Origin of the sequence: Wolinella succinogenes DSM 1740 (genome assembly GCF_000196135.1) — a bacterium.
Classification (GTDB): domain Bacteria; phylum Campylobacterota; class Campylobacteria; order Campylobacterales; family Helicobacteraceae; genus Wolinella; species Wolinella succinogenes.
On record NC_005090.1, the window covers coordinates 1,875,809 to 1,898,994 of the forward strand.

Consider the following 23,186-nt stretch of genomic DNA (forward strand, 5'->3'; position numbering starts at 1 on the left):
AACTACTGGGAGTTTTGCATGATCGATCTTGAGAGTGCCCTCAAAGGGGCTTATCCTAAATTTTTCGCTAGTTACCCTCGATTCTTCACGGGAGCCTTCGTTTCACTTTTTAAGAAGCTTTTTTATCAAGATCGCCTCAATGAATTCATCGCCAAAAATTCGCACCTCGAAGGGGTGAGCTTCGCCAATGCGGTACTAGAGCACTTCAATTTCCGCTACCATGTGGACAATGAAGGCCTCCAAAACATCCCCGAGAGTGGCAAAGTGGTCTTTATATCCAACCATCCCCTTGGAGCACTTGATTCTCTTTCACTCATCAGCCTCATTGGGAGCGTGCGCCCCGATGTGAAAATCTTGGCCAATGAACTCCTCTTTAAAATTGAGCCACTTAAAAACACGCTTCTCCCCATTGACAATGTCACCAACAAAAGCGCCAAAGAATCGGTGAAGCTGATCATGCAATCCCTCAAAAACGAAGAGGCGATCATCATCTTTCCTGCAGGCGAAGTCTCTAGGATTCGCCCCTCAGGAATCAAGGATGTAAAATGGAAAGAGGGTTTCTTGCGATTTGCCAAAAAGGCTCAAGCCCCCATTCTTCCTCTCTACATCCACGGGCGCAACTCTTGGCTCTTCTACGCCATCTCCATGATCTACAAACCCTTAGCGGCGCTTCTTTTGGCCTATGAGATGTTTAACAAACGGGACAAAAGCATCCGAATCAAAGTGGGCGAGATGATTCCCTACGAAAACCTCATCCTCCCTGAGATCAAAGCCAAAAATGAGCTCAACCTCCTCAAAAAGCACCTCTATGCCATTGGCAAAGGCAAAAAGGGGGTCTTCAACACCCAAAAATGTCTCATCCGCGCCCAAGACCGCCTTGAGGTGGAAAAAGAGCTCCATCGCTCGCTGCGCCTTGGAAAAACACGCGATTCTAAGAGCATCTATTTAGCCGACTGCAAGAGTGAAACCCCTCTACTTCGAGAGATTGGGCGCTTAAGAGAGCTCTCTTTCCGCAAAGTCGGAGAGGGAACGGGCAAGCGGCTTGATATCGATTCGTTTGATTTTCACTACCGTCATCTCGTTCTTTGGGATGAGAAAGAGCGTGAGATTGTGGGGGCTTATCGCGTGGGCGAGAGCGACTATCTCAAAACCCTCCCCCAAAGAGAGCGCTTCTACACCGAGACACTTTTTGATTATCAAGAGGGTTCGGGCTACCTTTTTGATCAATCTATTGAGCTTGGAAGAAGCTTTGTGCAACCAAAATTTTGGGGAACTCGCGCCCTAGATTATCTTTGGTTTGGAATTGGAGCCTATTTGAGAGAGTATCCCAACACTCGCTATCTCTTTGGCCCCGTGAGTCTGAGCGCAAGCTATCCAAGGGTCGCTAGAGAGATGATTATCTTTTTTTATAAGCGCTATTTTGGTTGCCCACGAGGACTCGTCCTCTCCAAGAATCGCTATCTTCTCACCCGGCAAGAGGAGAGCGAATATGAGGCGATGTTTAGCGGAGGGAGCTATGAGGAGGATTTCAAAATCCTCAAGGAGAATCTCTCCCACTTCAATCTCTCCATCCCCACGCTCTACAAGCAATATAGTGAACTATGCGAAGAGGGCGGGGTGAAATTTTTTGACTTTGGGGTGGATCCTGACTTTGAAAATTGCATCGATGGCTTCATTGTGATTGAGGTGTCCAAGATCAAAGAGAGCAAAAAAAAGCGATACATTTACGGAGAATCAGCCCCTGAAGAGGCTAAAGCCTAGGGAGCGCCTCTAAGAGATAAAGAGTCGCTTTGGCATCTTTGCCAAGCAAACTCCCCCATGGTCTCAAGAGCCAAAGGAGTGGATAGTATTTTTTAGCATACCCAAGAATCTCCCTCCAAAGGGCTGGCTTCGCCCTTTGAGCGTAGGCTCTAGCCGCCAATTCTGCATCCGAGGCTCGCTTAAGAGAGCGAAAAAGAGAGTGCAGGTAGAGGATTGCATCCCTCACGATGGCTTTATGCGCCTCCATCGCTCCCTCTAAATCCTCTTCAAAATCAAGCAGATAGACCCTCCCCTCTTTAAGTGTCATATCCTTAATGGCTGGCCTAGAGTGATAGAGCCCTTGGTTGTGCAAATCGGCTAGTTGCCTTGAGGCCTGCTCCAAAATAGTGGCTCTCTCTGCTTTGGTGATTCCATCAGACTCAAGAGCCCCTAGAAGAGCTTGCCCGCTATCCTCAAGGACGATCGCCTCCTCGCTCTCCCAAAGCACTCTAGGAACATTCACCCCTAGAGCCGCCCACTCCTTAAGACGGTGCACCTCGTGCGCCAAGGAGGCTTTGGGGTCTCTCACCACCGTGGGAGCCAACAGAGGATTTCCCGTCAAAAGATGCAAGAGGGCAAGCAGCGCATGCCAAGAGCTAATCTCCCCCAAGGCTGCCTGTTTAATCCAAATTTTTCTCCCTTGATATTCAAAGGAGAAGATGCGCTTACCCTTTTTTTCTTGGAGCTCGCGCAGAATCGCTTTTTGTAGCGCTTCTATAGCTTGCCTTTCTAGGTTTTTTCTCTTTTTCTTCGCTCTTTTGAAGCTCTTTCATGAATGCGTGAAGCTTGTTGTATTCGCTGCGATTGAGATAGCGATTTTTCCCATCAGGCAGCGCATTGAGCGAGACCCACCCATAGCTCACTCGCTTCAAATCAAGCACCTTGGCTCCAAAATGGGCAAAGAATCGGCGAAGCTCCCGATTCTTCCCCTCTTTGATAGCCACCTTGATCTTGGAGTGAGTTGGGCTATCTTTGGCGACCTCAAAGCCTGCAAAAGGTGAAAAACTCATGCTTTTAATCTCACTCTTCTCATGCCCCCCCGCACTCGCATCCTCCAAAACCAGCCCCTCTTCCATCGCTTTGATCATCTCAGGGCTCACGCGCTTGTCGATCTTGAGGTGATAGACGCGCTCTAATTCACTCTCCATGAGCGCCTTGGCGACTTTTGGAGAATCGGTGAGCAAGAGCAATCCTTCACTAGCAAAATCGAGCCTCCCTACAGGAATGAAATGTTTAAATCCACTGGGTAGAGAATCATAGATCGTCTTTCGCCCTCGATCGTCGCTCTTGGTCACTAGCTCTCCTTTGGGCTTGTGATAGACAATCACCGTGTAATTCTCCTCGCTCTTCTCTTTGAGGAATTTGCCATCGATAAAGACACGCTCGTCCTCTTTGACTTGTGTAGCGAGATTCTCGATCTTTCGCTTTTCGATATTGACGCGCCCCGCCTTGATCAGCTCATCGGCCTCACGGCGAGAGTACTTAGAGTGGTGGGAGATGTATTGGTTGAGTCGCATAGTTGGCTCCTTTGGGTCGATTCTACCCATTTTATCCTTGGAAAAGCGCTTCATGGCTAGAATTCCCCAGTCCAAAGGCTCCCCTAAGGAAGGCTCATGCCCAACTCTCTTGATATAAAAACTCTTCTCTCGCTCCTAAGGCCCCATCGCCGCTCAATTTTGGCGGGCTATTTGGTGGCTCTGCTTGCGCTTGCGCTCTCCATTCCCACGCCCCTTTTTGTCCCCCTCTTGGTGGATGAGGTGATTTTGGGACAAAAAGGATGGCTTACAAATCTTCTCTCTCCACTCTACGCCGATGCGCCGATTCTCTTTTATGTGGGGATGGTGCTTTTGATCGTCACCTTTTTGCGCCTTGCCTATTTCGGTCTTCATATTTGGCAATACAAGATCTTCACCCACCTCTCCAAAGAGGTGACCTTAAAGCTTCGAGAAAAAGTGCTAGAGAAGCTCCAGAGAAGCTCTATTTTTGAGTTTGAGCGCCTTGGAGGAGGGAATATCTCCTCGCGCCTCATTAATGACCTAGAGACGATTGATAGCTTCATTGCTATCACTAGCGGTCGATTCCTGCTCGCGCTACTCTCTCTCTTGGGTATTGGCGTGGTGCTCCTTTTTATTCATGTTTGGCTGGGGCTCTTTATCCTGCTCCTTAACCCCCTAGTGGTGCTGGCGAGTCGACGCATCGGGCAGAGGGTGGGGCTCATCAAAAAAGAAGAGAATCGCGCCATCGAGTCATTTCAGGCACAGATTGAAGAGGTATTCCTCCTGCTCGCCCCTATTCGCGTGAACAACCTGAGTGAGCGATTCTTTGGAAAGATCAAAGAGGAGGCGCATCGAGTTCGCCAAGTCGGAGAGGAGTATGCATGGAAGAGCGAAGCGGCGGCTCGATTCTCAGGAACGGTCTTTTTAGTGGGGTATGAGATTTTTCGTGCGGCTAGCATTCTCATGGTTGCCTACTCCGACCTCTCTATCGGCCTTATGTTGGCCGTCTTTGGCTATCTTTGGTTTATGATGACCCCCATCCAAGAGCTCATCTCCACCCAATACGCCTACTACAACGCCAAAGCCTCGCTGGGAAGAATCAACGAGCTTTTGGATCTCCCCGAAGAGAGCACGCGCTTGGAGGCTAAAGCCTCCTTCCCCCTCTCGCCCCTCCATCTGGAGGTGAAGAATCTCTCCTTTGCCTTTCCCGACTCACCTCTCCTCTTTGAGGGGCTGAGCATGGAGATTAAACCCAAAGAGAAGGTCGCTCTTATTGGAGCTTCTGGTTCAGGCAAGAGCACACTGGCTCATCTTTTGGTGGGGCTCTGCTCACCGCTTAAGGGTGAGATTCTCTACAATGGCAAGAACACTCAAGAGCTTGGTTTTGAGGCCATTAGAGAGCGGGTCTTTTTGCTGCTTCAAGAGCCTAGGCTTTTTAATGACACCCTACACTTCAATCTCACTCTAGGCAAGGAGTGCCCCCAAGAGGAGATCCAAAAGGCGATCGAAATCGCCCAGCTTTCCCCTTTTATCGCCTCTCTCAAAGAGGGACTAGAGACGCCTTTAGGTAGGCTTGGAGCGAGGCTCTCAGGCGGTCAGCGCCAAAGAGTGATGATTGCGCGAATGATTCTGGCTAAGCCTCAGTTTGTCATCTTTGATGAATCAACTTCAGCGCTTGATCTAGAGACTGAAGAGCGCCTGCACGATCTGCTCTTAGAACACCTTCGTGACACCACGGCACTCATCATCGCCCACCGACCCACTACGATCAAAAAAGCGAATCGAATCTACCAGCTCAAAGAGGGGAGTCTGCGGGAATTTTGATCGTAAAGATCGCTCCCTCCTCTCCCTCTTTGGGGCTCTCATAGCATATCTCCCCCTCAAAGCCCTGTCTTAAAATAGAGCGCCCAATATAAAGCCCCATTCCACGACCATGTTTCTCAGTCTTGGTGGAGAAGTAGGGGTCAAAAAGTTTGGCACGCTCCTCTTCTTTGATTCCAATCCCATTATCATAGATTTGGATGAGACTCTGCTCCCCCTCTTGGCGTAAATGGAGGGAGATTTTCCCTTTGATCTTTTTCTGTTCTCGCCGCTTAATGATCGATTCCACGCTATTTTTGATGAGACTTAGGAGCACCTGCTTAAATCCAGCGCTAGGTCCACAGAGTTCCAAGGGCGATTCTTCGTGAATCTCCAGCGTGATTTGATGGGTCTGCATCTCCCCCAAAAGCATGAAAGAGATCTCCTCGATGATCTTTTTCACCCTAAAGCAGACGGGGGCTTCATGGCTTTTAAAGAAATTGCGAAACCCATCCAGCGACTTGGACATCACCTCCACCTGAGAGAGAACCTTCTCCACTGTACTGGCGAACTCCTCCTCGTCAAACCCCTCATGCTCCTCAAACTCTTTGAGATTCTGCACCAAAATCGAGATCGCTGTGAGAGGCTGGCGCCAGTGGTGGGAAATATCCTTGAGAAGATTCCCCATATCCTCTAAGCGTCGTTTTTCAAAGAGAATGCGATCTCGTTCTAGATTCTTGGCCGTCTCAGCCAATACAGCGCTTTCGATTTTCACCTCGCACTCTCGCTGATACTCCTCATAGGCCTTTTTATCGGTGATATCCTTGCCAATGCCTGCAAAGTGGGTGATGCTTCCTTTCTCATCCTTGATGGGATAGATAGTGAGGTAAACCCAGTAGTCTTCACCGTTTTTACGATGATTCTTCATTTCACCTATCCAGACACGCCCCTCCTCCTTCACCATCTTCCACATCTGTTGGTAAAACTCCATCGAATGGTATTGGCTTTTGAGAATCCTAGGAGTGAGCCCGACCACCTCCTCTCTGTCAAAACCGGTGAGCTCTTCAAAACCGCGATTGACATAGAGAATCTTCCCATCAATGTCGGTGAGCAAAATATTGCCCGGAGATTGCTCCACTAAAAGGGAGAGCAGTTTAAGCTCCTTCTCTTTCTCATGCTTGAGGGTCGCATCCCTAAGGGCCGCCACTGCACCAAGAATCCTTCCCTTGTCGATAATAGGCGAGAGGGTGAACTCCACATGCGCCAAGAATCGCTCCTTTTTATATAGCGTTCCGCTCCCCTCTTGGAGGGTCGATTCTCCACAAAGCACTCTCTCCAAGAGCTCTCCCATCCCTTTTCCTTCGGTGTTTTCTAGGGTGAAATAGTGTTGGGGTGTCTTGCCATAGAGCTCCTCCAGCGAGCCTCCTAAAAGCTTCAAGGCTTGAGAGTTGGCATAGGTGATCTGACCTTTGGTGTTCAGACACAACACCCCCTCTTTGATCGAATCAAGCACCCTATCCCTCTGCAAACTCACCTCTTTGAGCTCCCGCTCGTGATAAACTTCATTGGAGAGTGCATCCACATGCATATCCATCGCGGCAAAGTTGAGGGGCTTGAGGATAAAACCATCCACTTTAGAGCGAATGGCCTCAATAAAGTAGTCGCTCTCTTCATAGGCGGTGAGAATCAAAATCTTAGGCCTAAGCCCCATCGCCCTCACCCGCGAGATAAGCTCAAAAGCCCCCATGTCAGGCATACGAATATCGGCGATTAAAATATCGATGGGTCGCTCTTTGAGGATTCTTTGCGCCTCGCTCCCGCTATTGGCCTCAAATGTGTCATAGCCGCGCTTGCGCAAGTGACGCGCCACGCTGCTTAACACTAAAGGATCATCCTCCATGCAAAGAATATTGATTCCCTTCACCCTAAACATCCATCCCTCCTTGCGCCCTATTTTTAGCGTTTCAGCCCAAAGCCCGCTTTTTCAAAAAAAGCGCGCGCCTTCTCTCTCCATTCGCCTTGAAGCTCGATAAATCCACCCTTATAGGTGCCACCACACCCTAGCGAGCTCTTAAGCTTTTTGAGCCACTCTTTCATCTCGCTCTCTTCTAAAAAGAACTCTCCCGCGCAAGTCACGCTCTTGCCTTGGCGCTTCTCTAGGCGAAAGTGGAGCTTGTGCGCTTTGGGTTCTCTTCTCTCTTTGAAAGCGTGGCATCGGCACTCACTCTCCAGCTCTCCGCACTCCTTGCACACCGTATCCACGCTCCACCCCTCGCCAAGCTTGGCTCCAATTTGAAGATTCTCCAATCCCCTCATTTAGCCCACCTCATCCATCCACTCTAGCTCTCCAAGACTCTCTTTGATCTTGGTGTGCACATGAAATCCCGTCACCATCACAATCTCTTGGAGTTTGCCGCGCAAAAGCACCTTCAGCTCGCGCTTGCCCTGATGCGCCATCGCCGCACTTCGGAGGGTCGCGATCACCTCAGGTTCCACATCGCTACTCAAAACCGCCACAAGCGCACCTGAGACATCCTGAACGCTCATCTTGGTCTCGACTTTTGCCCCACGCGCCTCTTCAAAGGTCATGATCTTCTCCACACGCAAACGGGTGTTTTCACCCTCTTTGTTGATGAGGCACTTAAAGGCGATGGGGCGCTCTTTGTCCAGCTTTTCAAGCTCCTCTAGCATCCGCTCAAAAACCATCATTTCGATGTTTCCATGCAGATCGAGGATGTTTAGGATTCCAAACCGATTCCCTTTTTTACTGAATTTGGTCGTCACCTCTTCAACCTTACCAATAAAGAGCGCTGCACTCCCATCCTCAATCTGCTCCATCTGGCTGGAGAGCGTGTAGTTCACCTCGGCAAGCTCAGGGCGAAAATCATCCAGCGGATGGCCTGAGACATAAAAGCCAAGCGTCTCTTTCTCTAGCTCTAAGAGGCGCTTTAGGGGATACTCTTCAAAATTTTCAATCTCCACCCGCGCTACAATCATCTCCTCGCTATCCCCAAAGAGTGAATTTTCCGCCATCCTTTTGGCGCGCTCTGATTCCTTGGAGGCTTCATTGATCGCTTCAATCTGCTCCAAAAGCGCACGCCTTGAGTAGCCAAAACCGACCATGCTCCCACTTTTAATGAGCGATTCGAGCGCTTTTTTGTTCACCTTTTGCGCATCGATTCGCCCAAGAAAATCTTCTAGATTCTCAAAAGGGGCTTTGGCGCGCTCCTCTAGAATCTTGCTAAGAGCGATCTCGCCCGCCCCCTTGATCGCTCCAAGCCCAAAGAGAATCACCTTTTCTCCCTCAATCTCTGCCACGCTAAACTCCAGGAGAGATCGCGAAATATCAGGAGGAAGGACCTTGATCCCTAGACGCTTGGCTTCATCGACATACTTCACGACCTTGTCCGTGTTGTCCTGCTCGGAGGTGAGAAGGGAAGCCATGAATTCGTGGGGGTAGTAGGTCTTAAGATAGGTGGTTTGGAAAGTGACCATCGCATAGGCGGCGGAGTGAGACTTGTTGAATCCATAGCCAGCGAATTTGACAATCAGATCAAAAAGCTCTTCGGATTTTTGGCGATCAAACCCTCTCTTCTCTGCTCCATTGGCGAACTCCCCTTTGAGGCGATCCATCTCCTCTTTGATCTTTTTCCCCATCGCTCGCCGCACCAAGTCAGCCCCTCCAAGGCTAAAACCTCCAATGGTCTGAACGATCTGCATCACCTGCTCTTGATAGACAATCACTCCATAGGTGGGCTTGAGGATAGGCTCTAGCTCAGGAAAAGCATAGAGAATCGGGGCTTTGCCATGCTTTCGGTCAATAAAGTCATCCAACATCCCCGATTCCATCGGACCAGGCCGATAGAGCGCGAGCACCGCGATGATATCTTCAAAGGTGGTGGGCTTGAGGCGTTTGTTGAGATCTTGCATCCCCTTGGATTCCACTTGAAAGAGGCCGATGGTGTTACCGCTCTGGATCGTCTCATAGACCGCTGGATCGTTCACATCCAGCGCGTTAAAATCAATCTCTTTGGAATAGCGCACCTTAATCATATCCATCGCCCCTCGAATCACCGTGAGCGTCTTAAGTCCCAAGAAGTCGAACTTGATAAGATCCACATCTTCAAGGTATTTCATCGAATATTGGGTCGCAATCGTCTCATCGCCACTAGGCTTGTAGAGGGGGGCTTTGTGCCAAAGCTCTTTTTGGCTGTCAATCACCACCGCTGCGGCATGGGTTCCAGCGTTTCGCTTGAGCCCCTCCAAAAGAAGCGCAAATTCCCAAACCTTGCGAGCCTCTTTATTGGAATCGATGAGCTCTTTGATCTTGGGCTCTTTCTGAAATGCCCCCGCCTTATAATCAGGAGTCCCCTCTTTGCCCTTGCCATTGAGCGTGATTCCTAGCTCATCAGGGATGAGTTTGGCCATCGCATCCGCCTCGCCATAGGGCATCCCCATCACTCGGGCGACATCACGAATCACCCCCTTGGCCTGAAGCGTACCAAAAGTGATCACCTGGGCTACATTATAGCGACCATACTTATTGACCACATAGTCAAGAATCTCACCTCGCCGACTCTGGCAGAAGTCCATATCGATATCAGGCATACTCACCCGCTCAGGATTGAGGAATCGCTCAAAAAGCAACGCGTATTTGAGCGGATCAATATCCGTGATCTCTAGGCAAAAGGCAACCAAACTTCCCGCCGCGCTTCCCCTCCCTGGCCCTACAGGGATTCCACGATCTTTGGCCGCGCGCACAAAATCCCAAACGATGAGCATATAGCCGGGGAATTTCATCTTGTTGATGATCTCTATCTCTCGCTCTAGCCGCTCCCGATACTCCTCATGTCGAGTCTCTGGAACCAGTTTTAAACGCTTCTTTAATCCCTCACGACACTTATAGGCAAAGTAGTCATCATCGGTGTGAAAATCAAGCCCTTCGGCTTTGGCGTAATCCTCGGTGAATTTAAAAGTCGGAGGGGTGGGGTTGCCAAGATGAAGCTCCAAATTGCACTTCTCTACAATCTCTTGGGTGTTTAAAAGCGCTTCGGGAATATCGGCGAATAGCTCCTCCATCTGCTCGGGCGATTTGAGATAGAACTCCTGAACGCTATGACGAAGGCGATTGGGATCATTGAAGTTTTTGTTCATCGCGATGCACATGAACGCCTCGTGCGCCTCAGCATCCTCTTGGAGTTGATAGTGAGTGTCGTTAGTGGCGATGATCTTGATTCCCGTCTCTAGGCTCAGGCGAAGAAGGGGCTCATCAATAAAGAGCTGGTCGCCAATTCCATGGCGCATGATCTCTAGATAAAAATCCTCGCCAAAAATCTCTCGATACTCTAACGCCACCTCTTTGGCGCGCTCATACCCCTTGGCGCCAAATTTTACATTACGCTCGCTGTTGGTGTTGAGATGCCACTGCACCTCTCCTTGCAAGCACGCCGAAGAGCAGACAAGCCCCTCGCTATGCTCTCTGAGGAGCTTTTTGTTGATTCGCGGATAGTAGTAGAATCCCTCAATAAAGCTCATGGAGCTCAGATACATGAGGTTTTGGTAGCCAACCTCGTTTTTGGCATAGAGGCAGAGATGGAATCGCTGTTTGGTGCTCTTGTCTCCCAATTCATCGCTATTATGAAGATAGGCTTCGATTCCAATGATGGGCTTGACTCCCTCTTTTTTCATCGCAGTGTAAAAGTCAATCGCCCCAAACATATTGCCATGGTCGGTCATCGAGACGGCACTCATACCAAGCTGCTTGACCTTTTTGGCAAGACTCTTGATCTTATTGGCTCCATCTAGCAAGGAGTATTCGGTGTGCAGATGAAGGTGGGTGTAGGGATAGCTCATGCGCCTTGATCCTTCCATATTTGGATGCTTTTGTTGGCGATTCTAATACGCCTTCCCCCAAATCGTGGTTAAAAGAGAGACCTACTCCTAGAGCTTATTTTGAAGCACTCTATCGCTATAATCTAGCCTATATACAACAAAAAGAGGGGATATGCGCCAAGGCTACAAGATTCTCTTTGGAGGGGTGATGTGGATGGCATTGGCGGCAGGATTTTTACGGCCCCTTGCCCCTGATGTGCATTGGGAGAGACTCCATATTTTCCTTTTGAATCTTTGCGCAGGTGGCACACTTTTACTCTTCTTCACCCAAGGAGAAAAAAGACCCTCTAAACTAGTCCTCACCTTCGGGCTTCTCTCTTTTGGCTATGCCCTATTGGCTTCTTTGGAATACTATACGCCCGCCCTTCTTCTCTCTCTCCTTCTGGCGGGAATCTCTGAGAAAATTCGCTGGCAACGCTTTGGTTCCTGGGGCAAAAAAGTGCTCGACTCCGAAGCGCCTATGGCTGAGCGTTTCCATGCTGCCGCCCTTCTTTTTTTGAGTCTAAGCCTTCTTCTTTTAGCCTTTGTCCTCTTCAATCATGCGTGGCTCCATCTCCCCCTTTGGGAAAAGCTAGAGCTCAACCTCCTCTTTCTCGCCTTCTCTTTCCCCTTGTCCTTTTGGAGCTTCTCTCTCTTCTTCTCTTTTGCATCCAAACTCCCCCAGACCTTTAGCCGCCTCTCCTTCGCAGGAATCATTGGGGGAGTTTGCCTCCTCTTTCTCTTTATTCTTTACGAATCACCCTTCCTTGAGCTTCTTATCGCTCTTTGGCTCACCTTGTTGGTCTTGATGCTAAGTGGGGCTCGTCTTTGGGTTAACCCCAAAGAGCCTTGGAAAAACTTCCTCACCTCAGGAATGGGGCTATTAATCCTCTCTGCCCTCACTGGAGTCGCCTATATTCTTAAGCTCATAAATCCAGAACTTCCCCTGCCCTCTTTAGAAGCCATTCGCCAGCGGCATCGATCCATCGCCCTTTATGGGTGGAATCTAGTGGGCCTTGTGATTCTTCTTAGATTTGCACATTTCCCCTCTTGGCTCAACTCTACTCCCTCCATCACACTCCACTGGATACTCGTCTTGGGGCTTATCCCTTTAAGTTACACCCTGCCCCCTCTAGCGCCCCTCTCTTTGCTTCTTTTTGCCTTCTGGCTCTATAACGCCCTAGCGACCAAAGAGGGTCTGCAGGGCAAGCAGGGGTGAGTCTTGTGTGTAGCTTTTGATGGGCTTGATTCCTGATTGATAGAGTCTTTCCCACTCTTTTTCATCTTCGCTGGCCACCAACCTCATGAATGAGTCGCGCCCTTTGACCTCCATCGCTCCCTCCACCACTTCTCCTTTGGGATCAAAAAAAGCTCCTAGTGGCAAAAGCGGGGGCGATTCTTCGAGATGATCGCGCACGATGAGGGCGTAGCTTTCGCTCAGAGGAGGATTCTTCCAGCCGATAAAAGGTTCGATAAAATCCCCGATCAAAAAGAGAAGGCAAGGCTCTCTTAAAAATCGCCAAACCACGGGGAGGAGTATAGAAGGGGGCGGAGGAAGAGGAGGAAGATTCTCTTTGAGCATCTTCTCCAAGAAGGTTTCAACACGCCAAGGGTCTCGATTCCAAGGCCAAAGAGGCTCCACCCCTCTAAACATCATGACCCTGTCTCCACGCCCAAGAGCCGAATAAGCGAGGATTCCTGCAAGATAGGCGGCTTGCTCTAGCTTGGATCGATCTTGACCAAAAAGAAGCGAGAGGCTTGGCAAAAAGAGAATCACCACAGGAATCGCCTTGGGGGCAAAAGAGCGCCTCACCATCGGGCGATTGAGCTTAGCAGAAGCATGAGCATCCACGCGCCGCCAATCTCCCCCTTCATACTCGGCCATCTCGGCAAACTCACCCCCTTCACCCAAGCTTTCTGAAGGGTGATCCCCAAAATAGCGAAGTCGCTTGGAGAGCTCTTGGCTCTCCAGAGAGATTTGGCGATGGAGGGCGTGATTCCTCATGGAATCTTCACGGCTCCAAGCACCTCCTCTAGAATCGATCTAGGCGTGATTCCTTCCGCCTTGGCGGCGTAGGAGAGGGTGAGTCTATGACCCAGCACGGGAAGCAAAAGCTCCGCCACATCCACGGGCGAGACATAATCTTTGCCTTTTAAAAAGGCTAGCGCTTTGGTCGCCTTGAAAAGGTCGATCGTCCCCCTAGGGCTCGCCCCATAGCGCAGCTTCTCTTTGAGTTTGGGCAATCCATAATGCTCAGGCTCCCTGGTGGCCTGAACCAAATCCACCATGTAGCGCTCCACCTCCTCATCACAATGAATTCTTAGTATCGCTTCTCCAAGACGCATAACCTCTTCGATTCCTAGCAGAGTGCGAGGCTGTTGCCATAGATTCTTAGAGCCAATTTGGGCGATTAAGAGCTCCTCCTCATATCTTCCATACCCCACCTCCACCTTCATCATGAATCGATCCAGCTGAGCCTCAGGAAGCGCGTATGCTCCCTCTTGCTCAATGGGATTTTGGGTCGCCATAACCAAAAAAGGCTCAGGGAGAACAAAACTCTCTGAACCTAGCGTTACCTGTCGCTCCTGCATCGCCTCTAAAAGCGCTGATTGCACCTTAGCAGGAGCTCGATTGATCTCATCGGCGAGAATTAGATGGGCAAAAATCGGCCCTTTTTTAATATAAAAATCTCGCTCTTTGGGGTTATAGACTTCAGCACCAAGAATATCGCTTGGAAGAAGATCAGGAGTGAATTGAAGTCGCTTCAAAGAGAGCCCAAGCGCTCGTGAGAGTGCCTTGATGGCTGTGGTTTTAGCCAACCCCGGCACTCCCTCTAAAAGGATGTGGCCTTGCGTGAAGAGTCCAATAAGAAGCGCGTCCACCACGCTCTCTTGACCGATGAGAGCCTTTTGAAGCTCATTTTTGAGACGGATGATTGCTTCGTGCATTCACAAAGCCTCCTTTCTCTCGTTTTCTCCCTGATTCTAGCGACCGCAGAAGGTGAGAATCGCCGACCCCCAAGTGAGCCCGCCCCCAAAAGCATCTAGAAGAACCTTCTCTCCATTTTTGAGTCGCCCCTCTTCATAAAGAGCGTTCATCGCCATGGGAATCGAGGCGGCGGAAGTGTTTCCGAAGCGATCCACTGTGATAGCGATCTGCTCGGGCGTGAAATCCAAAAGATCACCCACTGCTTTAATAATACGATAGTTGGCTTGATGAGGGATAAAGTGGTGAATCTCTTTGGAGGTGAGATGATTGCGCTCCAAAATCTCTTTGACATCATTAGAGAGGGTCTTAACCGCCAACTTAAAGGTCTCATTGCCTTTCATCTTCATGAACTGCAATCGCTGGTCGATCACCTCTTGGGAAGCGGGATGGCGACTTCCACAGCCAGGTGTCATCAGGAAGTCTTGATATTTGCCATTGGCTGCAATATTGACATCTAGAATCGCCTCTTCTTTGGAGTCTGTCACCCCAATAATCGCGGCTCCTGCTCCATCGCCAAAGAGCACACAGGTGCTTCGATCGGTAAAGTCAGTGATGGCGCTCAGCTTCTCTGCCCCAATCACTAAAATCGTCTTGGCCATGCCCGATTCAATGTAGGCTTTGGCGATAGAGAGGAGATAGATGAACCCACTGCAAGCCGCTGAAATGTCGAAAGCAGGCTTGTCCTCTATCCCCAAATTGTGCGCGATCACACAGGCAGTGGAGGGCATACAGAGGTAATCAGGAGAGATGGTCGCCGTGATGAGCATATCAATCTCTTCAGGCTTCACACCAGCGCGCTCCATGGCGACTTTGGCCGCCTTGGTCGCTAGATCGCTTGTAGCCTCGTTGGCCTCAGCAAAATGGCGCGTCTTGATTCCCGTGCGCTTTTTAATCCACTCATCGCTGGTCTCCACCATCTTCTCCATATCGGCATTGGTGAAGGCTTTCTGGGGTATATAAGCTCCTATGGAGCGGAGTGATGCGTACAAAAGATATTCCTATTCCTTGGAGGGATGAGAGGCAAAAGCCTTGATAATGTTCTCATTGATCTTCTGATCAACGGAAGTGAGCGCTTGAAAAATAGCGTTTTTGATCGCCTTGGCGTTGCTTTTGCCATGACAGATGATGACATTCCCATTCACTCCCAAAAGAGGGGCTCCGCCATACTCTGCATAATCCATCCGCTTCTTGAGTTTTTTAAAGACATTTTTCATGAAAAGCGCCCCCACGACACCCGTGAGAGAGACTTTCACAAAATTTTTGATGAGAGTAGTGATTGATTCAGCCACTCCTTCACTGGTCTTTAGGACGATATTACCCACAAAACCATCGCACACGATCACCTCGGTGCTGCCATCAAAGATATTATGCCCCTCGACATTTCCCACAAATCCTTTAAGAGTTTTAAGTCGTGAAAAAGCAGACTTGGTGAGCTCATTGCCCTTGCTCTCTTCTTCACCATTACTCAACAGACCGATTCTTGGATTTTCATACCCCATCACATTCTTAGAATATTCATATCCCATGAGGGCAAACTCATAAAGGTGTTCGGGTTTGCAATCGACATTCGCTCCTGCGTCTAGAATCAGGCTCTGTTTTCCATCTTGTCTTGGCATAATGGCGCAAATTGCAGGCCTAGAAGCTCCTTCGATCCGACCAATTCGCAGGGTGGCTAGACTCATCGTGGCTCCGCTGTGACCCGCTGAGACCAAAGCATCCACCTTGCCCTCTTTGGCAAGCTCTGTGGCTACATAGATCGAGCTATCTTTGCGACGAATGGCACTAGAGGCGCCCTCCTCCATTTTGATAAAGTCTTTACAGTCGATGATTTCTAATGTTTTTTTGTATTTTTGAGGGATAAGGGGTTCGATAATCTCTTTGTTGCCCACCAAAAAAGGGATAAAATCCTTCTCATTTAAGGCAAGGAGGGTTCCTTCCACGATTGGAGCGGGACCGAAGTCCCCTCCCATGGCATCAATGGCGACTCTTACCATATTTAGTTCTGTTTATAAGCTCCGGTGAACTTATTGGCGCAGTGGGGCATTCTCCATGTTCCATCTTTGTCTTTGATGGGCGCAGGAAGGGTAACTTTGTAGTGAGTTCTTCTTTTTGCTGCTCTTGTCTTACTGACTCGTCTCTTTGGTACTGCCATAGCTTACTCCTTGAAAAATTTAAGTTTTAGGGGGCGGAATCTTCCTTGACATGATAGCTTAGGCGGATCGATTCTAGCTCGCTCGCTAGAAGTTCCTCCATATCAAGCTGCCCGCCAAAAAATTCCATTACATCGAAATCTTCCTCTTCAGACCCTGGGGTGTAGAGGCCATCAGAGACTTTAAGATTAAGCTCTTCGTCGAGCTTTTGGGTGTACTCTTCGCCGCTTCTGTCGCAAATCAGCTCAATTTCGCCGCGAAGCTTAGCATCCACTTGGAACAAGTTCACCTCAATCTTTTGGATTGAGCCCTCCATGTCACACCCAAAGGCGGAGAGAGAGAACTTTTTTGGCTCTCTTGTGATTTTTTTGAAATCGATTCTCATGGGCGGAGTTAGTTGATCTCCCTGCCAGAGAAGAAAAAGGCGATTTCGATCTTGGCATTCTCCAAAGAATCGCTACCATGCACCGCATTGGCATCAATGCTATCGGCAAAATCCGCTCGAATCGTTCCAGGCGCTGCTTTCTTGGGATCGGTTGCACCCATGAGGTCTCGATTCTTCAAGACGGCATTTTCGCCCTCAAGCACCATCGCTACCACGGGACCGCTCACCATGAAATCAACAAGATCTTTAAAAAAGGGGCGCTCTTTGTGAACGGCATAAAACTGCTCCGCATCGGCTCGACTAAGCTGAAGGCGTTTAGCGGCAGCGACTTTAAGACCATTACTCTCGAATCGATCAATGATCTTTCCGACAACATTCTTGGCTACTGCATCAGGCTTAATAATTGAAAGAGTTTGTTCCATAGGGCTTTTATTCTCCTCGTTCATGAATGGGTCTTTATGTCGTTCCCGATTAAATAGGATTACTTTCAAAAGAAAATCTTCGGTGGACGAAAAACAAAACGGAGGTGGATTATACAGAAAATTTGCTGGTTTTTAGATTAATTTTGCTTCAAAGAGAGGGAAAAGAAGGGATTCTCCCCCAAAAGGGGAGAATCTACAAAGAGACGACGGAGATTCTTAGTTGACGCAAGCGACTTTACCGTTTCGCTTAGATGCATCAACTTCGCTTCGACAGGGTTGATCCCCAACACACTCACTCCAAACAATGCACCCCTCAGTCGGACAAGCACTCGCACAAGCAGGCTCATCATGATGACCAACGCACTCTACGCACTTATCAGGGTAAACATAATAGATTCCGTTACCCTGAGGGTTATCGTCATCATCCACGATCGCTTCAACGGGGCACTCATCAATACAGGCTCCACAGGCGATACAGATATCAGTGATTTTCACAGCCATGGTGCTTCGCTCCTTGGTTAAATTATAGCTTCGTGAGCTGGCTGAAGTATATTCCACGAAGGATAAAATCAACCTAAAGCTAAAATTTAACCTTTTATAAAAAACTCACTATTTTAGATTAAAATAGTTTTTAATCAACTCCGCCTTATCCGTCTTTTCCCATGAAAATTCAGGGAGTTCTCGACCAAAGTGGCCATAACTTGCGGTCTTTTTATAGATAGGACGCAAGAGATCAAGACTCTCAATGATTCCTTTAGGAGTGAGGCGGAAGAGCTGGCGTACGCATGTTTCCAACTGGTCATCTTCCACCTTTCCTGTCCCATGAGTGTCCACCAAAATCGAAACAGGCTCCACCACTCCAATCGCATAAGCAATCTGAATGGTTGCTTTGTCGCACACACCTGAGGCCACAAGATTTTTAGCCACATATCGTGCCGCATACGCCCCACTTCGATCCACCTTGCTGGGATCTTTGCCTGAGAACGCCCCGCCCCCATGAGGACAACTACCCCCATAAGAATCGACAATGATCTTCCGCCCTGTGAGTCCCGCATCTCCTTGAGGACCTCCAATGACAAACTTGCCTGTAGGATTAACAAAAAATCGAATGTCGTCTCCAAGATACTCTTTGGGCAGTACTTTATAGACGATCTCTTCAATCACAGCATCCCTCAAGCGCTCTTGGGAGACATCAGGAGCGTGTTGCGTGGAGACAACAATGGTGTCGATTCCTACAGGCTTGCCATCGACATATCGAACCGTGACCTGAGATTTGCCATCAGGACGGAGGAAGGGCAAGGTTCCATCTTTTCTTGCCTTGGCCAATCCTTCGGTGATCTTGTGGGAGAGGAAGATGGGAAGCGGCATAAGGGTCTCCGTTTCGCGGCACGCATAGCCAAACATGAGTCCTTGATCACCCGCGCCAATCTCGCCATCTTCTCGATCCACGCCTTGGTTAATATCAGGACTCTGCTCGCCCACTCCATTTAAAATCCCTGCACTTCGATAGTCAAAACCATAGAGGGCATCGGTGTAGCCAATCTCTCGAATCACCTCACGAGCGATCTCTTGCATAGGAGCATAGGTGGTGGTCTTAAGCTCTCCTGCGATCACACAAAAACCATTAGAGAGGAGTGTCTCGCACGCGACGCGCGCCTTAGGGTCACGCTCAATAATATAATCTAGAATCGCATCACTAATCTGATCAGCCATCTTATCAGGGTGACCTTCGGTTACAGATTCGGATGTGAAGAGAAACTCTTTTCTCATGAATTCACCTTGTGTTTTAATTTTTATGCATTTTAGCCCATCCAACTTTAATCTAATATTTAACTTTTAATGGTTACAATTTCTTTGTTAATAATTTTTATTAACAAACTCGCGATCGCTTTATTTATGTTTTTAAATTCTAATAAATAACATCACAAGGAGTTATCCATGTTGGTCACCAACAAAGCCCCCAATTTTGTCGCCACAGCCGTCCTAGGAAACAATGAGATCGTTAGCGATTTCGAGCTCTACAAGAACTTTGGTAAAAGCGGAACCGTTGTCTTCTTCTATCCCCTTGATTTCACCTTTGTCTGCCCCTCTGAGATCATTGCGTTTGATAAGCGCCTTGAGGAGTTCCAAGCTAGAGGAATCAATGTGATTGGCGTCTCTGTCGATTCTCAGTTTAGCCACTTTGCGTGGAAAAACACGGCCGTCAAAGAGGGCGGAATCGGACAGGTTCGATTTCCTCTTGTAGCCGACCTCACCAAGCAGATCGCTAGAGATTTTGATGTACTCTTCAACGAATCTGTCGCTCTTAGGGGCTCTTTCTTGATTGACAAAGATGGAACCGTAAGACACGCCGTCATCAATGATCTTCCCCTTGGTCGAAACATTGATGAGATGATTCGTATGGTGGACACCATGCTATTTGTCAATGAGCATGGCGAAGTCTGCCCCGCAGGATGGCAGAAAGGGGATGAGGGAATGAAGGCTGACACCAAAGGTGTCGCTGAGTATCTCGCCAAAAACTCCGAGAAGCTCTAGTCTCTCCTAGACCAACAGCCTTTGGCTGTTGGCTATCCTCTCCAATCTCTCTCTCACTTTTTGGCTCAGACCTTTCACATCAAAACCAATCTCCTCCTCCACCTGCTCCACCTTGCCATGCTGAATATACTCATCCTCTAATTCCATTGAGAGAATCTCCACTTCAGCCCCCACTTCGGCTTTCCACTCCAAAAGGGCTGAAGCCACTCCCCCCACTTTAGAGGCATCGCTGAAGACAAGCCAATAGCGATACTCTTTAGAGAGTTCCCAAAGCGTCTCATGGTCAAGAGGCTTGACAAAGCGCAAATCGACCAATCCCACCTCATATTCTGAAGCCATCACTTTAGAGACCTCATAGGCACGCCCCACGCCATTTCCAAATCCCACAAAAAGCACCTCATCTTTTCCTTCCATAAGCCTTTCGGCCTTGCCATAGAGAAAAGGAGATTCGCTAAAAATTCCCTCTTGCAAAACAAAGCTCTTTCGAGGGTAGCGAAAGGCGATGGGGCCTAGAGAGAAATCCTTAGCAAACTTCACCGCCTCTTTAAGCGATTCATTGCTACGGGGCGCCATGAGAGTCATATGGGGAATAAGCCGCAGATAGCCAATATCTAAAATCCCTTGGTGGGTCTCTCCATCCTCTCCCACGATTCCTCCGCGATCAATCGCAAATTTCACAGGAAGCTTCATGATTCCGACATCATGAATAATCTGATCATAAGCCCTTTGCAAAAAGGTCGAATAGATCGCTACAAAGGGTTTGTAGCCCTCTTTGGCCAAAGCAGCCATTGAGGTGACGGCATGTTGTTCGGCAATCGCTACATCCCAAAAACGATTGGGAAATTCATGGACAAGCGCACTCAAACCCGTTCCACTTGGCATGGCCGCCGTCACCCCGACCACCTTCTCATCCTCTTTAGCGAGCTCCAAAAGTGTTCTAGAGAAAATATCAGTAGGAGAGCTGCTACAGGGCTTTTTGAGTGGCTCTCCGCTAGAGAGATCAAAAGGACCCACCCCATGCCAATGCTCCCTGGGCCCCTCGGCGATCTTATACCCCTTGCCTTTGAGGGTTTGAGCATGAATGATGACGGGCTTGTTCATTGCCTTGGCGATTCTAAGCGTCTCGATAATCTCTTTGAGATTGTGCCCATCAATGGGGCCAATATACTCTAGCCCCAGCTCCTCAAAGAGGATTCCGGGCGTGATGAGCTTGAGTGACTCCTCAAAGCGTTTGGCCATATAGCTCGCCCCCTCAGGAAGATGGGCGAGAAGCTTCTCTACTTTGCCTTTAATGGATTGAAAGAATCTCCCCGCAATCGCCTGAGAAAGGTATTTGCTAATCGCACCAATAGGCTCAGCGATACTCATCTCATTGTCGTTGAGCAAAATCACCATCGGATATTTTCGATCGCCAAGCTCATTGAGCGCCTCATAACAAAGTCCCGCACTCATGGAGCCATCCCCGATGAGCACCACGGGCATTCGATTCTTCTCCAAGGAGAGTGAAATCGCCTTGGCCGCACCGACGGCGAGAGAGATAGAGGTCGAGCTGTGTCCCGCGATGAAGTAGTCATGCTCGCTCTCGCTTGGCTTGGTGAACCCGCTCACCCCCTCGAATTGACGAAGTGTGGCAAACTCCTCCCATCGCCCCGTGAGAAGCTTGTGAGCGTAAGCTTGATGGCTTACATCAAAAATGAAAGGATCCCTAGAAGAATCAAAGACGGCGTGCATCCCCACAATCAGCTCTACCGCCCCCAAGGTTGAACTCAGATGCCCCCCATTGTGGGAGACCACCTCAAGGATTCTCTCTCTAATGCTTAAAGAGACCTCCTCTAGCTCCTTGAGGGTTTTACCTTTGAGATTCATTCTTCTCTCCGATCGGCTAAATTTTCTAGAATCGACTTCTTAAGCGTTTGGAATCTTGAAAGAATCGTCCCATCTAGATTGCCATTATCGCTGATTATAACCACCCCGCCTTTGGCAATGGCTTTATCAGGCTGAATTTTGATTCGCTCCTCTCCCTCAAAGTGCTTCACCAAGAGGGCGTAGTCTTGAGGATTGAGCTTAAGCAGCACTTTGGTGGCCTCTTTGAGGGAATCGAGCAAATTCTTCGCCAGCGCGTGCGCCACCTCCGCACTTTTTTCAGAGACCTCTTTGACAATCACCTCTTTGGCAATATCCACTGCGATCGCACTCAGCTCACGCTCCAAAGAACCAATCTGCTTCTCCATCTCTTTAGAGGTGCCCTCCAAGAGTTCGATTGAGGCAATGAGTGCACGCTTTTGCTCCTCCACCTCCTCCTGCATGGCTGCTCTTGCCTGCTCTTGCCCCTCCTTGATTCCAAGAGCCCTCGCCTCTTCTCTTGCCTCTTTGATCAGAGAATCCATCTCTTTTTGCTGTTTATCTAATTGCATCTGCATCTTGGCTAAAGAGCCTGCCAGCTCATCACTCTTTTGCAAAAGTCGCTCGATGAGCTCATTTTCAATGAGGCTTGCAGGAATTGAAGGGGTAGGGGGGGTAGGGGGAGTAGAGGGCGAGGGGGGAAGATTCTCTTGGGGTATATGAGAATCTAAGGGCAAAGAGGAGAGGGGTTCAAATGACTCTTGAGGCTCCTCTTTGGCTAAAGAATCGAGCACTTTAAACTCGTAGCGCTTGATGTTGTGCCGACTTTGTCCTTGCGTGGAGATAACGTTCTCCTGTTGATAGTTATTCAACCATATCCTCTTCTTCGCCGATTTGGATCACGCCCTGCTCCGCAAGCGACTGGACGGTCTCGACAATTTTTCGCTGTGCCGATTCGACATCTTTGACCTTCACTGCACCCAAGAACTGCATCTCCTCCATAAACTGTTCGCCCGCACGTTGCGACATATTGGAGATGAACTTCTGCTTGAGCTCCTCAGGAGCTGACTTAAGCGCCAGCGTGAGCTCTTTTTTGTCTGCGACTTTGAGAATCTCTCGAATCGCGTTGTTGTCAAGCTTCTCAATATCTTCAAAGGTGAACATCATCTCTTTGATGGCGTTGGCTAGCTGCTCATCAATCTGCTCAATGTAGGCGATCGTTGCCTTGGCTGCTTTTTGGCCTAGGCGGTTGAAGACCTCAGCGACCGCTCTTGGGCCACCCACCTCGACCTTGTAGCTAGTGAGCGATTCGAGTTTATTCTCCAAAACAGTGGAGACGCGCTTGACCACATTGGGTGAAATATCGCCAAGATTGGCCATACGAATCGCAATCTCCGCCCTCAAATCATCCGTGAAATACCCCAATGTCTCAGCCGCACTGCTAGGATCCATATGAGCAAGAATGAGGGCAATGGTTTGGGGATGTTCGTTGATAATGAAGTCAGCGAGCTGCTGGGGTCGCACCCTAGAGAGATAGGAGAAGTTTTGCGCTGACTGCATCGACTTGGCGAGCTTATCTAGAACCTTTTTCGCCTCCTCAGGACCAAGAACGCGATAGAGAATCTCTTTGGCATACTCAAAGCCGCCTGTGCTGATGTATTGATTAGACTGGAAGATGGCATAAAACTCTTCTAAAATCGCAGTGGCAATTGCCTTGTCCACGCCATTGCTTTGAGCGATATATTTAGAGATTTCAGTGATGGAATCAAGATCGAGGTGAGAAAATATCTCACCCGTGATCTCATCTCCCATCTGAATGAGCAAGATGGCGACCTTCTCCGCCATACTAAGCTCATCATACTGTGCCTGCTGTCGTGGTCCTAGATTCATGCTCCC

At 49.1% G+C, this 23,186-nt stretch carries 21 protein-coding genes; 4 read left to right on the plus strand and 17 right to left on the minus strand.

Annotation, left to right across the window (positions count from 1 at the left end; all coding sequences use genetic code 11):
• Positions 1–18: 18 nt before the first annotated feature.
• The gene (gene olsF / locus WS_RS09295) at positions 19–1,761 is read left to right on the plus strand and encodes a bifunctional ornithine lipid synthase OlsF (protein ID WP_011139762.1); all 1,743 of its coding nucleotides are present in this window, start codon (positions 19–21) and stop codon (positions 1,759–1,761) included.
• On the opposite strand, the gene WS_RS09300 is transcribed toward olsF, so the two are convergent.
• Positions 1,751–2,410: a BUD32 family EKC/KEOPS complex subunit gene (locus WS_RS09300; protein ID WP_011139763.1), complete on the minus strand. Its 660-nt coding sequence runs from the start codon at positions 2,408–2,410 to the stop codon at positions 1,751–1,753. The two genes, olsF and WS_RS09300, sit on opposite strands and share 11 nt — an antisense overlap.
• A 55-nt stretch (positions 2,411–2,465) precedes the next feature.
• On the minus strand, positions 2,466–3,317 hold the full coding sequence (locus WS_RS09305) for a pseudouridine synthase (protein WP_049770683.1): 852 nt from the start codon (positions 3,315–3,317) through the stop codon (positions 2,466–2,468).
• 96 nt (positions 3,318–3,413) lie between these two features.
• Here WS_RS09305 and WS_RS09310 point away from each other — a divergent pair, with 96 nt between their 5' ends.
• A complete protein-coding gene (locus WS_RS09310; RefSeq protein WP_011139765.1) occupies positions 3,414–5,120 on the plus strand; it encodes an ABC transporter ATP-binding protein in 1,707 nt (568 codons plus the stop codon).
• On the opposite strand, the gene WS_RS09315 is transcribed toward WS_RS09310, so the two are convergent.
• From WS_RS09315 to dnaE, 3 genes are read right to left on the minus strand one after another with little or no spacing between them, the layout of a single operon-like run.
• The gene (locus WS_RS09315) at positions 5,092–7,029 is read right to left on the minus strand and encodes a PAS domain S-box protein (RefSeq protein ID WP_011139766.1); all 1,938 of its coding nucleotides are present in this window, start codon (positions 7,027–7,029) and stop codon (positions 5,092–5,094) included. The genes WS_RS09310 and WS_RS09315 overlap by 29 nt on opposite strands.
• 23 nt (positions 7,030–7,052) lie before the next feature.
• Positions 7,053–7,412, minus strand: a complete 360-nt coding sequence (locus WS_RS09320; protein ID WP_011139767.1) for a translation initiation factor — start codon at positions 7,410–7,412, stop codon at positions 7,053–7,055.
• Positions 7,413–10,949 carry a DNA polymerase III subunit alpha gene (gene dnaE, locus WS_RS09325; protein WP_011139768.1) on the minus strand — a complete coding sequence of 1,179 codons (3,537 nt, stop codon included), beginning with the start codon at positions 10,947–10,949 and terminating at the stop codon, positions 7,413–7,415. It abuts the gene before it with no gap.
• A 151-nt stretch (positions 10,950–11,100) separates the two neighbouring features.
• Between dnaE and WS_RS09330 the strand changes: the two genes are divergently transcribed.
• The gene (locus WS_RS09330; RefSeq protein ID WP_041571907.1) at positions 11,101–12,186 is read left to right on the plus strand and encodes a hypothetical protein; all 1,086 of its coding nucleotides are present in this window, start codon (positions 11,101–11,103) and stop codon (positions 12,184–12,186) included.
• Here the strand turns inward: WS_RS09330 and WS_RS09335 are convergent.
• The 9 genes from WS_RS09335 to metK all read right to left on the minus strand — a co-directional run bounded on the left by WS_RS09335 (position 12,148) and on the right by metK (position 18,683).
• Positions 12,148–12,972 carry a DUF58 domain-containing protein gene (locus WS_RS09335; RefSeq protein ID WP_011139771.1) on the minus strand — a complete coding sequence of 275 codons (825 nt, stop codon included), beginning with the start codon at positions 12,970–12,972 and terminating at the stop codon, positions 12,148–12,150. The two genes, WS_RS09330 and WS_RS09335, sit on opposite strands and share 39 nt — an antisense overlap.
• Positions 12,969–13,916: an AAA family ATPase gene (locus tag WS_RS09340; RefSeq protein ID WP_011139772.1), complete on the minus strand. Its 948-nt coding sequence runs from the start codon at positions 13,914–13,916 to the stop codon at positions 12,969–12,971. The genes WS_RS09335 and WS_RS09340 overlap by 4 nt, the downstream gene beginning before the upstream one ends.
• 36 nt (positions 13,917–13,952) lie before the next feature.
• Positions 13,953–14,945 (minus strand): beta-ketoacyl-ACP synthase III, encoded by a 993-nt coding sequence (locus tag WS_RS09345; protein ID WP_011139773.1) that lies wholly within the window; start codon positions 14,943–14,945, stop codon positions 13,953–13,955.
• A 9-nt stretch (positions 14,946–14,954) separates the two neighbouring features.
• On the minus strand, positions 14,955–15,950 hold the full coding sequence (gene plsX, locus WS_RS09350; RefSeq protein ID WP_011139774.1) for a phosphate acyltransferase PlsX: 996 nt from the start codon (positions 15,948–15,950) through the stop codon (positions 14,955–14,957).
• Positions 15,951–15,952: 2 nt separating this feature from the next.
• Entirely contained in the window at positions 15,953–16,108 is a 156-nt protein-coding gene (rpmF, locus tag WS_RS09355; protein WP_041571908.1) for a 50S ribosomal protein L32, read from the minus strand.
• A 26-nt stretch (positions 16,109–16,134) separates the two neighbouring features.
• On the minus strand, positions 16,135–16,395 hold the full coding sequence (locus WS_RS09360; protein ID WP_158305214.1) for a YceD family protein: 261 nt from the start codon (positions 16,393–16,395) through the stop codon (positions 16,135–16,137).
• Positions 16,396–16,499: 104 nt separating this feature from the next.
• Positions 16,500–16,913, minus strand: a complete 414-nt coding sequence (gene ndk, locus WS_RS09365; protein ID WP_011139776.1) for a nucleoside-diphosphate kinase — start codon at positions 16,911–16,913, stop codon at positions 16,500–16,502.
• Between the two features lie 216 nt (positions 16,914–17,129).
• Complete coding sequence (locus WS_RS09370; RefSeq protein ID WP_041571909.1) at positions 17,130–17,414, minus strand: DUF362 domain-containing protein; 285 nt, start codon at positions 17,412–17,414, stop codon at positions 17,130–17,132.
• 108 nt (positions 17,415–17,522) lie between these two features.
• Entirely contained in the window at positions 17,523–18,683 is a 1,161-nt protein-coding gene (metK, locus tag WS_RS09375; RefSeq protein WP_011139778.1) for a methionine adenosyltransferase, read from the minus strand.
• Between the two features lie 168 nt (positions 18,684–18,851).
• Here metK and WS_RS09380 point away from each other — a divergent pair, with 168 nt between their 5' ends.
• Complete coding sequence (locus WS_RS09380) at positions 18,852–19,448, plus strand: peroxiredoxin (RefSeq protein WP_011139779.1); 597 nt, start codon at positions 18,852–18,854, stop codon at positions 19,446–19,448.
• A 6-nt stretch (positions 19,449–19,454) separates the two neighbouring features.
• Here the strand turns inward: WS_RS09380 and dxs are convergent, their stop codons facing one another.
• The 3 genes from dxs to fliG are packed head-to-tail and all read right to left on the minus strand — an operon-like array spanning position 19,455 to position 23,180.
• Entirely contained in the window at positions 19,455–21,314 is a 1,860-nt protein-coding gene (gene dxs, locus WS_RS09385) for a 1-deoxy-D-xylulose-5-phosphate synthase (RefSeq protein WP_011139780.1), read from the minus strand.
• Positions 21,311–22,162: a flagellar assembly protein FliH gene (fliH, locus tag WS_RS09390; protein ID WP_011139781.1), complete on the minus strand. Its 852-nt coding sequence runs from the start codon at positions 22,160–22,162 to the stop codon at positions 21,311–21,313. Before fliH ends, dxs begins: the two co-directional genes overlap by 4 nt.
• Positions 22,155–23,180, minus strand: coding sequence for a flagellar motor switch protein FliG (fliG, locus tag WS_RS09395; RefSeq protein WP_011139782.1), 1,026 nt, complete (start codon positions 23,178–23,180; stop codon positions 22,155–22,157). Before fliG ends, fliH begins: the two co-directional genes overlap by 8 nt.
• Between the last annotated feature and the right edge of the window lie 6 nt (positions 23,181–23,186).